Source organism: Rhodopseudomonas palustris, assembly GCF_003031265.1.
GTDB classification, from domain to species: Bacteria; Pseudomonadota; Alphaproteobacteria; order Rhizobiales; family Xanthobacteraceae; genus Rhodopseudomonas; species Rhodopseudomonas palustris_H.
This window is the reverse complement of sequence record NZ_CP019966.1, coordinates 1665215-1678652: the sequence shown is the minus strand read 5'-3', so window position 1 is coordinate 1678652 and position 13438 is coordinate 1665215. Positions and strand designations below refer to the sequence as shown.

Annotated in this window: 12 protein-coding genes; 1 reads left to right on the top strand and 11 read right to left on the bottom strand. The window is 64.6% G+C overall.

All coding sequences use genetic code 11. The features are described from left to right. Window positions 1–6: 6 nt before the first annotated feature. The 4 genes from RPPS3_RS07800 to RPPS3_RS07785 form a co-directional block, all read right to left on the bottom strand. Window positions 7–1464, bottom strand: coding sequence for a form I ribulose bisphosphate carboxylase large subunit (locus tag RPPS3_RS07800; RefSeq protein ID WP_107343569.1), 1458 nt, complete (start codon window positions 1462–1464; stop codon window positions 7–9). Between the two features lie 201 nt (window positions 1465–1665). Then, window positions 1666–4377: a PAS domain S-box protein gene (locus RPPS3_RS07795; RefSeq protein ID WP_107343568.1), complete on the bottom strand. Its 2712-nt coding sequence runs from the start codon at window positions 4375–4377 to the stop codon at window positions 1666–1668. A gap of 15 nt (window positions 4378–4392) precedes the next feature. Then, on the bottom strand, window positions 4393–5229 hold the full coding sequence (locus RPPS3_RS07790; protein ID WP_107343567.1) for a response regulator: 837 nt from the start codon (window positions 5227–5229) through the stop codon (window positions 4393–4395). 21 nt (window positions 5230–5250) lie between these two features. Continuing rightward, the gene (locus tag RPPS3_RS07785) at window positions 5251–6078 is read right to left on the bottom strand and encodes a response regulator (RefSeq protein ID WP_234820136.1); all 828 of its coding nucleotides are present in this window, start codon (window positions 6076–6078) and stop codon (window positions 5251–5253) included. 458 nt (window positions 6079–6536) lie between these two features. Here RPPS3_RS07785 and RPPS3_RS07780 point away from each other — a divergent pair, with 458 nt between their 5' ends. Next, window positions 6537–7505, top strand: a complete 969-nt coding sequence (locus RPPS3_RS07780; protein ID WP_107343565.1) for a LysR family transcriptional regulator — start codon at window positions 6537–6539, stop codon at window positions 7503–7505. A gap of 289 nt (window positions 7506–7794) precedes the next feature. Here RPPS3_RS07780 and hemA read toward each other — a convergent pair whose 3' ends face one another. Genes hemA through puhA form a run of 7 tightly spaced genes read right to left on the bottom strand, consistent with a single transcriptional unit; the run spans window position 7795 to window position 13422 of the window. Then, window positions 7795–9006 carry a 5-aminolevulinate synthase gene (hemA, locus tag RPPS3_RS07775; RefSeq protein ID WP_107343564.1) on the bottom strand — a complete coding sequence of 404 codons (1212 nt, stop codon included), beginning with the start codon at window positions 9004–9006 and terminating at the stop codon, window positions 7795–7797. Next, a complete protein-coding gene (puhE, locus tag RPPS3_RS07770; protein ID WP_107343563.1) occupies window positions 9003–10067 on the bottom strand; it encodes a putative photosynthetic complex assembly protein PuhE in 1065 nt (354 codons plus the stop codon). The genes hemA and puhE overlap by 4 nt, the downstream gene beginning before the upstream one ends. Window positions 10068–10080: 13 nt before the next feature. Then, window positions 10081–11178, bottom strand: a complete 1098-nt coding sequence (gene acsF, locus RPPS3_RS07765) for a magnesium-protoporphyrin IX monomethyl ester (oxidative) cyclase (protein ID WP_107343562.1) — start codon at window positions 11176–11178, stop codon at window positions 10081–10083. Further along, window positions 11175–11474: a hypothetical protein gene (locus RPPS3_RS07760; protein WP_107343561.1), complete on the bottom strand. Its 300-nt coding sequence runs from the start codon at window positions 11472–11474 to the stop codon at window positions 11175–11177. The genes acsF and RPPS3_RS07760 overlap by 4 nt, the downstream gene beginning before the upstream one ends. A 2-nt stretch (window positions 11475–11476) precedes the next feature. Next, window positions 11477–11983, bottom strand: a complete 507-nt coding sequence (gene puhC, locus RPPS3_RS07755; RefSeq protein WP_107343560.1) for a photosynthetic complex assembly protein PuhC — start codon at window positions 11981–11983, stop codon at window positions 11477–11479. A 12-nt stretch (window positions 11984–11995) separates the two neighbouring features. Then, window positions 11996–12658, bottom strand: a complete 663-nt coding sequence (puhB, locus tag RPPS3_RS07750; protein ID WP_107343559.1) for a photosynthetic complex putative assembly protein PuhB — start codon at window positions 12656–12658, stop codon at window positions 11996–11998. Continuing rightward, entirely contained in the window at window positions 12655–13422 is a 768-nt protein-coding gene (puhA, locus tag RPPS3_RS07745; RefSeq protein ID WP_107343558.1) for a photosynthetic reaction center subunit H, read from the bottom strand. Before puhA ends, puhB begins: the two co-directional genes overlap by 4 nt. Between the last annotated feature and the right edge of the window lie 16 nt (window positions 13423–13438).

Here is a 13438-nt window from a genome sequence, read left to right as displayed (position 1 = left end):
AGGTTGTTAGACCGACACCGACGGGGTCGGCGCGTAGTCGGGGGTGTCGGTGGATTCGTAGTTGAAGGTCACGTTCTTCCAGGTATCGAGCGCGGCCTTCAGCGGCGTGCAGGTCTGCGCCGCCTTGGCGAGGATTTCCGGACCTTCGTGCAGATAGTCGCGGCCCTCGTTACGGGCGAGGATCATGGCTTCCAGCGCGACGCGGTTGGCGGTGGCGCCGGCCGCGATGCCCATCGGGTGGCCGATGGTGCCGCCGCCGAACTGCAGCACGACGTCTTCGCCGAGCAGATGGAGCAACTGGTGCATCTGGCCGGCGTGGATGCCGCCCGAGGCCACCGGCATCAGCTTGTTGAGGCTGGCCCAATGCTGGTCGAAGAACAGGCCGTTCTCCAGCGCCATCGGGTTGAAGTCCTCGCGGCAGATGTCGTAGTAGCCCTTGGTGGTCGCCGGATCGCCTTCGAGCTTGCCGACCACGGTGCCGGCATGGATGTGGTCGACGCCGGCGAGCCTCATCCACTTGGCGATGACGCGGAACGACACGCCGTGATTGCGCTGCCGCGTGTAGGTCGAGTGACCGGCACGATGCAGATGCAGGATCATGTCGTTCTTGCGCGCCCACTTCGCCATTGACTGGATCGCGGTGTAGCCGATCACGAGGTCGATCATCACGATGATCGAGCCGAGCTCCTTGGCGTATTCGGCGCGCTCGTACATGTCCTCCATCGTCGCCGCGGTGACGTTGAGGTAGGTGCCCTTGATTTCGCCGGTCTGCGCCTGCGCCTTGTTGACCGCCTCCATGCAGTACAGGAAGCGCTCGCGCCAGTGCATGAACGGCTGCGAGTTGATGTTCTCGTCGTCCTTGGTGAAGTCGAGACCGCCCTTCAGCGCCTCGTACACCACGCGGCCGTAGTTGCGGCCCGACAGGCCGAGCTTCGGCTTGACGGTGGCGCCGAGCAGCGGCCGTCCGAACTTGTCCATGCGCTCGCGCTCGACCACGATGCCGGTGGCCGGGCCCTGGAATGTCTTCACATAGGCGATCGGCAGCCGCATGTCCTCGAGCCGCAGCGCCTTCAGCGGCTTGAAGCCGAACACGTTGCCGATGATCGATGCGGTGAGGTTGGCGATCGAGCCGGCCTCGAACAGATCGAGGTCGTAGGCGATGTAGGCGAAGTACTGGCCGGGCGAATTCGGCACCGGATCGACACGATAGCACTTAGCGCGATACTTCTCGGCCGCGGTCAGGCGATCGGTCCACACCACCGTCCAGGTCGCGGTGGACGATTCACCGGCGACGGCCGCGGCGGCTTCGATCGGATCGACGCCGTCCTGCGGAGTGACGCGGAACAGCGCGATGACGTCGGTGTCCTTCGGCTCGTAGTCGGGCTCCCAATAGCCCATCTTCTTGTATTCCATCACGCCCGAGCGATAGCGGTCCTTGCCGCGGATGGTGACTGCTTCGTTCATGTCGTCCTCCTTGAAAGCCCTGGCCGGCCGAGGCGGCTGGATGGTCGGACACCGTTCGGGAACTCGATCGCGAAGTTCGCGCTGTGCCGATCGGCGTCGCGGGATGCGTTGTGGGAGGACATTGACCACAACCGCAAAAATAAGAGAAATTTTATTATCTTCGATATCGCAAAAGAATTTCTTATATCACTGGCGTCGCGATCAGGCCACCTCAGACGGCGCGTCGAGCACCGGCTCGGCGTTGTCGAGCGCGGCGTGAAGCGCCGCAAACGCATCGGGAATATCCTTGTGGGGGGCGCAGGCGGCCTCCATTCGGCGGCACGCTGCTGCTAACTGCTTGAAGCCGAGTTGGCCGGCGAGCGATACTGTTTTGTGAGCTGTGGCGCCGAGCGCGGTCCGCGCCTCGTGATCGAGCTTCATCGCGTCGATGTGGTGCGGCCACTGCGTCCTGATGCGCGCGATGGTGTCACGGAGTTGTTCGGAAAAGCCCGCGATATCGTGGTCGCTGGCGAACATCCGCAGATCTTCCAGCGCAGCCTGATCGCGCACCGGATGGTCCGGCTCGGAGCCAAGCTCGATCGGCGCCAAAGGCTCGGACGGCACATGCGCGATATCGCCGTCGATCCATCGCGCCACGCAGGCCAGCAGTTCGGCGCGATTGATCGGCTTGCCGAGGTGGCCGTCGACGCCCGCCGCTTTGTAGCGCTCGACCTGCTCGGGAAGCACGTTGGCGGTGAGCGCGATGATCGGCACGTCGCGGTAAACACAGCCGAGCGCGCGTATCCGGCGGGTGGCTTCCAGCCCGTCCATCTCGCCCATCTGAACGTCCATGAAGATCAGGTCGTAGCTGCGGCTCGCCACCATCGCGATCGCGGCCGCGCCGCTGTCGGCGAGATCGACCAGGTGGCCGGCCCGGGTCAGCATGGTCTTGCACAGGTCGCGGTTCATCTCGACGTCGTCGACCACCAGGATCTTGGCCGAGCGGCTGCAATGGACCTGCGCATCGTGACGCTCGATATCGAGCCGTTCGGCGACCGGCATCTCGACTTCGAAATAGAATGTGCTGCCGGCGCCCGGCTGGCTTTCGATCTTGAGTTCGCTGTGCATCGCCTGGACGATCCGCTGCGAGATCGCCAGCCCGAGGCCGGTGCCGCCGAATTTGCGCGAGATCGTCTCGTCGGCTTGGCTGAAGCGCTTGAACAGCCCTTTTTGCGCCTCCGGCGAAATCCCGATGCCGGTGTCGGCGACGGAAATCCGCAGCCGGACCAGATGATCGACCCGCCCGATGCACGACACGATCAGCTCGACCGATCCGGCCGAGGTGAACTTCACGGCGTTGTTCATCAGGTTGAGCAGCACCTGACGGAGCCGCACCGCATCGCCGATCAGCACCGGCGGCGTCGCGCGCGCGGTCGCGATCAGCTTCAGCCCCTTCTCGTCCGCCTTCGGCTCGATGATCGAGGCGCAGTTGGCAATCAGCTCGTTGATGTAGAGCGGCTTGCTCTCCAGCGTGACGCCGCAGGCTTCGATCTTCGAGAAGTCGAGAATGTCGTCGATGATCACCCGCAGCGAGTCGCTGGCCTCGAAGATCCGCGTCACCTGACGGCGCGTATCCGGCGCCAGCGTCTCGTCCTCCAGCACCAGATCGGCATAGCCGATGATGCCGTTCAGCGGGGTGCGGATTTCGTGGCTCATATTGGCGAGGAAATCCGCCTTGGCGGCGCTGGCCTGCTCGGCGGTGGCGCGCGCGGCCTTGAGTTCGTCCTCGTATTTGAGCTGTTCGGTGAGATCGACCGCGATCCCCAGCACACCGAGATTGACGCCGTCGCTGGTGCGCAGCCGGCTGAGCGTGAGCCGGGTCGGGATCCGGTTGCCGAGCGCATCGATGTAGGTCCACACTGCGGTGTCCGGATCGTTGCGGGCGAGGCGCGCCTGCAGCACACCGAGATTGGTATTGACGGTCACCCCCTCCTTGCGCATCGCATCGGCACGCGCGGTGAGTTCGTCAGGATCGTGGAACAGCATCGCGGTCGCGCGGCCGATCAGATCCGAAGCCTTGTAGCCCAGCATGCGCTCGGCAGCCGGATTGAACAGCGTGATGGTGCCTTTGACGTCGGTGGCGATCACAGCATAAGCGGCGCGCTCGAGAATGGCGGTCTGCAGCGTCAGGGTCTTCTCGAGCTGGCAGGTACGTTCGGCGACCTGGCGCTCCAGCGCGGCATTGAGGTCGTGAACCTCGCGCTCGGCCTGCACCAGATCGGTGATGTCGCGCATCGACGCCGCCATCCCGATCAGCCGGCCGTCATCGGCGCGGATCGGCGAGATGCTGACCGCGACATCGACCAGCGTGCCGTTCGCCCGCCTGCGCTTGGTCCAGAGATAGGCGAACGCGGTGCCGTCGCTGATGCCGGACAGCATCTGCTGCTCTTCGTCGCGCAGATCGTCGGGGACCATCAGCTCGGTGGCATTCTGGCCGATCGCCTGCTCGGCGGTGTAGCCGAACAGCCGCTCGGCGGTCTTGTTCCAACTCAGTACCGTGCCGTCGATCGACTGGCCGACGATTGCGTAGCTCGATCCCTCGACGATCGCCGCAAGATGCGCCTGCCTGAGCTTGTGCGCGTTGCGCCGCTCGTAGCGTGATAATTGCAATTCGATCAGGCCGGCGATCGACAGGCCGACCGCAAGCGAGATCACAAAGATCCACCACGGCACGTCCAGCCCGTGCCCGAGGCCAGGAGGCTCCCAGGTGCGGGTGTATTGCGAGGCGACCCGACCTGCCATCACGCTGAGCGAGACGATCACCGCGACGCCGAACAGGCGGACCAAGGCACGTCCGCCCCGCCGCACCGGCCGTCGCGGCGCCGGAATCGGCGCACCTTCGAACTTCCGCTTGGCGTCGTTGAAGTCGTTCATCGGTGCGCCATCCGGCTAGACCGCAGCGTCCGGCCTGGACTCGCCGGTGCAGTACTGCTGGATCGCATCGAACAGCGCCTGCACGTCGAACGACTTCTTGAAGATCGCAACGGCGCCGGAATGGCCCAGCATATCGCGCTTCAGCAGCTTGGCGGTGGCTTCATCGATCTCCCATCCGCTGAGGACGATGACCGGGATCTGCGCCGTGGTGCGCGAGCTGCGCAGCCGCATGATCAGGAAATCGGCGTCGCCTTCCGGCATGTGATAGTCGGTCACCACCACGCTGGGATACTGACCGGCCGCCATCCGCAATGCACGGGCGGCGTTCGGCGCATACAGCACCTCGATCCCGAGTTTCTTCAGCCGGCTCGCCAGGAACTGGCCGACCTGCTCGTCGTCGTCGACCACCAGCACGCGCGGCCGGATCGGCAGCACGTCGGGCCCGGCCATCAGCGGCCCGGTGTGCTCGGCGATCGCCTCGGCCATCTGCGGAAAGATCTCGGTGAGCGCATTGCTGATGTGATGCCAGAACTGCTCACATTTGCAGGCGTAGAACATCCCCATCGCTTCGCAACGCTCCAGCGTCTCCTCGCAGGTGACGCCGGTGACGACGATGACATCGACCGGTAGGCCGCCCGGTTCGAGCAGATGAAACGAGGCGGTGAGCCCGTCGAGCTTCGGCATGTTGATGTCGACGATGATCAGGTCCGGCGACTTGCGCCGCGCCTTGAGCAGCATCTGCAGCCCGTTGGTGGCGGTGTCGACCTCGAAGCCGATCTTGCGGCATCGCGCCGACAACGCCGCCAGAACCGCCGGATCGTCGTCCGCAATCAGGATCACAGGGGCGCTCATACGGCTCTCCAGTCGCGCTGATCAATCCGGCCGCAGGCCGCTGTTCTGGTCCAAGAGGTCGAGCAATTCGTCGAGACGGGACACCACGTCGGCCCGGGAAGCCGGATCGTGCAGCGCATGCTTCAGCGCGCGTTCCACCTCGGCCGCAGCCGCGCTGATCGCCGCAAAGCCGTAGATCCCGGCAACGCCGACCAGCTTGTGAGTCACATGCCGCAGCCCGTCCGGCGCCGCGCCGGATTCGAACGGCTCCCGCAGCTCGCGCAGCAGCGCGGCATCTTCCCTGAAACGGTCGCGGATCTCGATCTCCGGAGCAGGCGCTTCATCGTCGACAGCCGCCGCGGCCAGCTCGAGATAACTGCGCACGCTGCTGATCAGTTCGCGCAGATTGAACGGCTTGGCGATGATGCCGGAGGCGCCGAGCGACTTGAAATCGGAGATGTCGTCGAACCGGCCGCACGCGGTGGTGAAGACCACCGGGATGCTCATGGTGATAGGCTGATTGCGGAGTTCTTCGAGGAATTGCACGCCGTCGACATCCGGCATCGAAACGTCGCTGAGGATCAGGTCCGGCAGCCATTCGGCCGCGGCGCGCACGCCTTCCTCGGCGGAAAGGCACCCCCTGGTTTCAAGATTCGGGTCTCGGGACAACACCGCGGCGACGACCTTCAGCATCGCTGGATCGTCATCAATATGCAGAATACGACTTTTCACACGACCTCCCTTTCGACGATCGCATGTCGCTTTTTGCCGTGGCGGCAGCCGGCCACTCCGTAGTACGCAACGAAACCGCGAGAATGATGATAACTCGCTCGCTAATATACCGTTTAAATGAACGTGATTCTCGTGCACCGCAAAGCTAAACAGACCGATACTCGTTATCTCACGTAGTTACATAGTAATCATGGCATTCACTGCAGCGCATCAAAAGAGCTGCATTCTAATGCATATTTTTTGCGGTCAAATCACAAGACCAGCCATTGCGGCGAACTAATCACTAGATCGTTTAATTCGTGAGGGAGCCTCAACAGCCAACCAACAGGATCAGGCACAGCCTCCCCACGCTGCGCGCCCAATTTCGTGCGGGCACCCGCCTCGCCATCGCCGCGCCCATAAGACCTGGCACGCAGCGAAGAACCCGGCCGTGGCTGTGTCAGTCGGCGACCAGCTCGATGCGAGCTCAGGGCGACACGCCTCGTGCACCCGCCCCCCATAAGCCCGGAGCCGGGCTGACAGATCCGCGTCCAGGTTGACCCTCTCGGGCGAATAGCCGACAGTTCGCAATCGTTCCCGTACGCCGTGTTTGTTTGATGAGCCGACAGTTCAAAACCGTCTCGATTCGCCAGCTCCGCGCGCTGGCGGCGCTGGCCGAGACCGGCAGCATCACAGCGGCGGCCGGCAAGCTGAACCTGACCCAACCGGCGGTCACGCTGCAGCTCCGCAATCTGCAGGCGCTGGCCGATCTGCCGCTGATCCAGCGCAGCAACGACGGGATGCGGCTGACCGATGCCGGCCGCGAAGTGCTGGCGCTCAGCGAGCGGATCGAGGCTGCGATCGCCGCCTGCGAGACCTCGCTGGAGATGATCGCCGGCAAGACCGCGGGGCGGATTTCGATCGGTGCGGTGTCGACCGCAAAGTACTTCGTGCCGTTCGCGATCTCCGGCTTCCTCAAGCGCCATCCGAAGATCGACGTCCACCTGTCGATCGGCAACCGCCAGGAGATCGGCGCCGAGCTGCGCAACTACGAGCTCGACATCGCCATCATGGGACGACCACCGGTCGACCTCGAAGTCGACGTCCACCTGATCGGCGACCACCCCCACGTCATCATCGCGCCGACCGCGCACCGGCTGGCGCGCAAGGACAACATCGCGCCGCAGGAGCTCGCGAACGAGACCTTCGTCACCCGCGAGCCCGGCTCCGGCACCCGCAGCCTGATGGAGCAGTTCTTCGGCGGCGCCGGGATCAGCCCGCCGGTCGGCATGGAGATGAGCAGTAACGAGACCATCAAGCAGGCGGTGATCGCCGGGCTCGGCGTCGCTTTCATCTCCGCCCACACCGTCGCCACCGAGCTCGACGAGCGGCGGCTGGTGATCCTGGACGTCGAGGGGCTACCGGTGGTGCGGCAATGGTTCCTGGTCAGTCGCAAGGACAAGGTGCTGCTGCCGCCGGCGCGGGCGATGCTGGAGTTCATCAAGGCCGAAGGCTCGCACTTCCTGCCGCGCACCCATGGCCGGATGCGCCTGACCCGGCCATCGCCGCGCGGCAAGCGAGGCTGAACCGAGGGGGCCGGTGGCTCTGATCCGCTGAGCCCGGCCCTCGCCGTCGAAAGATCTGAAGCTCGGATATGCCGAACCGCCCCTCACCCGGATTGCTGCGCAATCCGACCTCTCCCCGCGCGCGGGGAGAGGTTAGGCCGAGCGCGAGACTGAGGCTCTCAAACGCCCGAGCCAGTGTGGGCTTCGGCGTTTGACCGAAGCACACCGCCGCAGCGCAGAGCCCCGCCAAAAACAAAGGCGCGCGCCGGGAGGCGCGCGCCAGTCTTTCTCGGGTAGATCAGTGAAGAGCTTAGGCAGCCTTGGCGAGGCCGACCCGTGCCCAGATTTCAGAGAGCGCCTGCACCAGATGCTCGATGTCGGCGTCGGTGTGCTGCGGCGACGGCGTGATCCGCAGCCGCTCGGTACCACGCGGCACGGTCGGATAGTTGATCGGCTGCACGTAGATGCCGTAGCGGTTGATCAGCTCGTCGCTGATCTGCTTGCACAGCACCGCATCGCCGACCATCACCGGCACGATGTGGCTCGGGTTCGGCATGTGGGCGACGCCGACCTGGTCGAGCCGCATCCGCAGCCGCGCGACGCGATCCTGATGGCGATCACGCTCGGCCGAGCTGGAGCGGATGTGACGGACGCTGGCCAGCGCACCGGCGGCGACCGCCGGCGGCAGCGAGGTCGAGAAGATGAAGCCCGAGGCGAAACTGCGGACGAAATCGCACAGCGCCGCCGAACCGGTGATGTAGCCGCCGACGATGCCGAACGCCTTCGCCAGCGTGCCTTCGATCACGGTGAGGCGGTGGCTGAGGCCTTCGCGATCGGCGATGCCGCCGCCGTTCGGGCCGTACAGGCCGACGCCGTGAACCTCGTCCAGATAGGTCATGGCGTTGTGCGCGTCGGCGACGTCGCAGATCTCGGCGATCGGCGCGATGTCGCCATCCATCGAGTACACCGACTCGAACGCCACCAGCTTCGGCGCGTGCGGGTCGAGATCGGCGAGCTTGCGCTCGAGGTCGCGCGGGTCGTTATGCGCGAAGATCCGGGTCTCGCTGCGGCTGTGGCGGATGCCTTCGATCATCGAGGCGTGGTTCAGCTCGTCCGACAGAATCACGCAGCCGGGCATGCGCGAGGCCAGCGTCGACAGCGTCGCCCAGTTCGAGACGTAGCCCGAGGCGAACAGCAGGCCGGCTTCCTTGCCGTGCAGCGCGGCGAGCTCCTGCTCCAGCAGCACGTGATAGTGGTTGGTGCCCGCAATATTGCGGGTGCCGCCGGCGCCGGCGCCGCAGCTGTCCAGCGCCTCGTGCATTGCGCTCAGCACCGCCGGGTGCTGACCCATCCCGAGATAGTCATTGGAGCACCATACCGTAACTTCGCTGGTGCCTTCGGGCCGATGGTGAGTCGCGCGCGGGAACGAACCCGCGTGACGCTCGAGGTCGGCGAACACGCGATAGCGACCCTCGCGATGGAGGCCTTCGATCTGCCGCTTGAAATAGGCTTCGTAGTTCATGACGTCCTCCCGTTGAGCGTCGCGGCGGGTTCTGCGACCCGTGCCGTTGCCAAGCCGCTCCGTGGATGTTGCTCCAGGAAGGTCTGGCGGAACTGGTCTTCCAACCGCTGCCGGGCGCACAGCTGGCGCGCCTTCGGCTGCGCCTCTTCGGCGCGGGCGGTGGGGACGACGACGAGCTGCGGCGCGGCGGAGCGAGCCTCAGCGGCGGTCGGAGCTTCTGAAAGCTGCGCAGACGATCCCTGCGCGGATGCAGCCGTGATGGTGGCGGAGGGTTTCTGTTCCATGACGTTGTTCTCCGGCGAGAAACCTGGACGAATGCCCCAGCTCCACAGCGTGATGGCAGGCAGGGGCAGCAGCATGAACCAATGCTCAACGACGCCGAGCGCAAACAGCGTCGACACCAGCGTGAGACCAACCACTTCAAACGGCGTATCGGCGACTTCGACAATGCGCTGGATCATAACCACCAGCACTGCGGTCGCCATTGTCACAGAAATCGGGAAAAACGCGCTGACCGGCTTGCGGGCGAAGTAGGTCTTCAGAAACTGGACGGCATCCGGCATCAGCTCGTCATTGGTGACGGGCACGCCGAGGAACAGATTGATCTTGGCGCTCTGGCGCAGCACCCACAGCGCCGTATAGGTCCACAGCCCGACCTGGTTTTCGGCGCCAAACGTCACGGCGAGCACCACAGCGCCGCAAGCGAGCAGGCAGAGCTCGTGATAGAGGATGGCCTGCAGCGCGTAGCTGAAGCGCATGAAGCCCTTGGCGTCGGGCGGGCACGGTTCGGCCCGCGGGCCGGTGAGCCAGCCCGACAGGAACGCGATTTCCTGCGCGCCCCACAGGAAGATGATGCAGCTGAACGCCATGTAGGCCGCGCCGACGCTGACGTCGTGCGCGGTGACCGACAGGCCGCACAGCGCGATGGTGAGCATTCCCCCGGCGCACACCGCCCGCAGCAATTCGGAGCGGCCGACGCTGCCGACCAGGAGCAGCACCGCCCCGGTGGAGAACCACCAGACGAAGGCTGCGAAGACCGGTGGGCCGAGGTAGCTGACCATCACACCGTCCCCCTCACCACGCCGGACGCAGGCCGATGACGCGCGGCAGTTCGTTACGCTTGGCCGGCAGCAGGAATAGCCGGCCGAATGCCAGCGCCGCCGAGGCGGCGTAGAACGGCCGCTTCAACTTGCCGAGCAGGCCCTGGCGATGGCTCTTGTCGGTCTTCTCCGCAGCGATCCGCAGCCGCTCGAGGTTCTGGAGAAAACGCGGGTCGTCGAGATTGATCGTCACCGGGAAGACCTGCTTGGAGATCTCGGTGGTGATGCGGAACACCTGCATGCCGTAGTCGGTGGCATCGACCCCGAGCGCCTCATAGAACGCCGGGCGCATGTGGTCGCGCACATACATCGTGGCGAACACCGCCAGCAGGAAGAACCGGATCCACAGCTTGTTGACGCCGGACAGCAGCGACGGATCAGCGCGCATCAGGAGCGCGAACGCCTCGCCGTGCCGGAACTCGTCGTTGCACCAGCGCTCGAACCACTTGAAGATCGGGTGGAAGCGGAGCTCCGGATGCCGCTCCATCTGGCGATAGATCGTGATGTAGCGTGCGTAGCCGATCTTCTCCGACAGATAGGTCGCGTAGAAGATGAACTTCGGCCGGAAGTAGGTGTACTTCTTGACCTTGGTCAGGAACGACAGGTCGACGCCGATGCCGTGATCCTTGAGGATCTCGTTGATGAAGCCGGCATGGCGGGCTTCGTCGCGGCTGAGCAGGCCGAACAGTTCGCGGATCTCCGGGTTCTTGATCCGCTTCTTGATCTCGGCATAGAGCACGCAGCCGGAGAACTCGGCCGTCAGCGACGACACCAGAAAGTCCTTGAACTCGGCGCGCAGCTCGGGCGGCAGCTTGTCGAGGTCGCTGTTGAGAAACTCGTCGGTCTTCTTGAAGTGCGACTTGTTATAGTCGGCACGCAGCTCGTTCATCATCGCGGTCCATTCGGCCCGCACCAGGCTGACGTCGAGCTTGTCCATCGCCGCGTAATCGGTCGTGTAGAACCGCGGCGTCAGGATGGTATCTTGCTTGGCGATGTTGAGGCTGTCGACGCTGCCCTTGATGTCCGGCCGCGTTCGCAGCGCGCCTTGGGCGCCACCCTCCATTGGAATCATTGAACCCTCCCGGTCGAAAAGCTGACTTCGTACAGTTCGGTCAGTTCACGGTAGCCTTCGAACCGCGCACGAATCTTGTCGAGAAGACCGGCACGGACCACGGTTGCGGTGCGACGAACGACCAAACGTTCGCCGAAGTCGACGTGGGTCGGCGCATCATGAACCAGGACTTCGTCGCCAGGTCCGATTTCGATGTCGCCGTCGAGAGTGACGTGCGCGTGCAGGGTTTCCGAGGTCTGTTCGATCTCGACCGTGCAGGGGACGTCGAAGCTCGTGCGTTTCCCTAGTCCGAACATGCTTATTTCGAAGCGCCCTTCTCGTTGAGGATCTCATTATTGGAGGTGGTTTGATCGGTGCCGTTGCCGGCGGGCATCAACTGCGAAAAGGCGCGCAGATTGTCGGCGCCGAACGCGTTGAGGTCGATCACCTTGTTGGTGACCGGATCGGTCAGCGTGTACTGACCGTTGACGTAGCGGGCGAGCTTGAACGACGGCTGCGAGCCGACGCCGGCGAGTTGACGCTCGCGCGCCAGCCCATGCAACACCACGCGGACGAAGCCGGATTGACCCGGCTGCAACGACTTCACCAAGCTGCGATCGGAAGTCCGATACACGAGCACGGCGCCGTCGGGACTGTCTTCGAAGTTCAGGTCGAGGCTTTCGACCATCGCCGGAGGGGTCATTCGGGAATGACCGACCCCGGTCAGTCGGGCGGTTGCCGCCACGGCAATCGTGAACAACACGACCGCCGCAGCCGCGATCAAAGCGCCCTTCGGAACATTGAGATTGTGCGCGGCCTCGCTCATCTCGATCTCCGTTTAGGCTACTGCCGGTGCGGTGGGACTTGGCAGCGGACCGTCTTCTGGGCCGCTACTGGTGGATTGTACGATCGCCACCGCGGAGCTGTCGGTCTGCGCCTTCACCGCTTCGGTGAGTTTGGCAGCGACTGCGGCGACGTCCGGGACCGAGTTGAGCATCGGCTCCGGATTGTTGATGTACCAGGGCCGCACATGCGGCCACAGCAACACGTAGGATGCGCGCTTGTCGTCGATGACCCGCAGGGGGATATCGCCGCTGCCGTCACGATTCTGGCGGAGGTCGGCGTTGGCGATCCGGGTCAACGGGATGTTGATCGTGATCGGCAGCGCCACGCCCATCTGAAGCAGCACGCGCTTTGAGGTGATGGTGTAGCAGGTCGCCCGGCGGAACAGCCAGACGAGCAGTGCGAGCAGGCCGAGACCGGCGGCCGCCGGGATCAGAAGCATCGACGCGGACGTCAATGCTTCCGCCGGCGACTGGCCGTTCGACCAGTTCGACCAGGCCTTCCACGCGATCAGCAGGACGAAATAAATCGCCACGGCCCGCATGTGGAAGGACCTGATGGCCAACCCTTTGTAGGTCGGCTTCCCCTGCCAGATAACGCGCTCTCCCTCCGGCAAGGGCGACGGAAGCTCACGAAACTGGCTGGGGCTGTCGGTCATACGATCGACTCCGAACGCATCGGCGTGGCGTAGAGAGTGCCGGCGCCGTAGTACGCGCAGATCTTGTCTTCTTCGAGCTTGGAGACCTGATCGCTCTTCGAGGTGGTCGGGACGCCGGCGAACTGATCGCCGCGGATGGCGTCGACGGACACCTTGCCGAACGGGTCGTTGATCAGCGCGAACGGCACCGGGAGGAGCACGCGCTTACGGCTCTTGGCGACCTCGACTTCGAGGTAGCGGGCGATCACTTCGGCGCGGTCGACCCACACCTCGGTCACCGTACCACCGACCACGCCGTCGCAGCCCACGACCGACATGCCGACCGGGTTCGGGTCACGCGGGTCGAGGAACATGCCCTTCGCGGCGCGCAGCGGCGCGATGATCGGCAGGTTGTCGAGGCCGAGTTCCGGCACGTCGGCGCGCTGAGCGTAGGAGCCCGGGCCAACGCCATCGGCGAACGGATTGCCGGTCGGAACGAACGGCGCACCGGGCCACGGCGCAGACGGAGCGAGCGCCACGTTCGGGCGATCGTTGCTGGTCGACGGCACGGTCTTGGTCGCGCCACCACGCAGCAGGTAGGTCTTCGGATCCGGCGGCGCAGGCACGCCGATCTTCGCCAGGCGGGTGCCGGTGCCGGCATCGGCGACCAGCGGATAGCCCTCGCGCTTGTCTTCCCGGCGCAAGTAGAACAGCAAGCCAGCGAAGAAGATCCAAAATACGTACAGGGTAACCTGTGCTAAGTCCAAATACGCTCCGGGTTGCATGGGACAGACCCCTTCC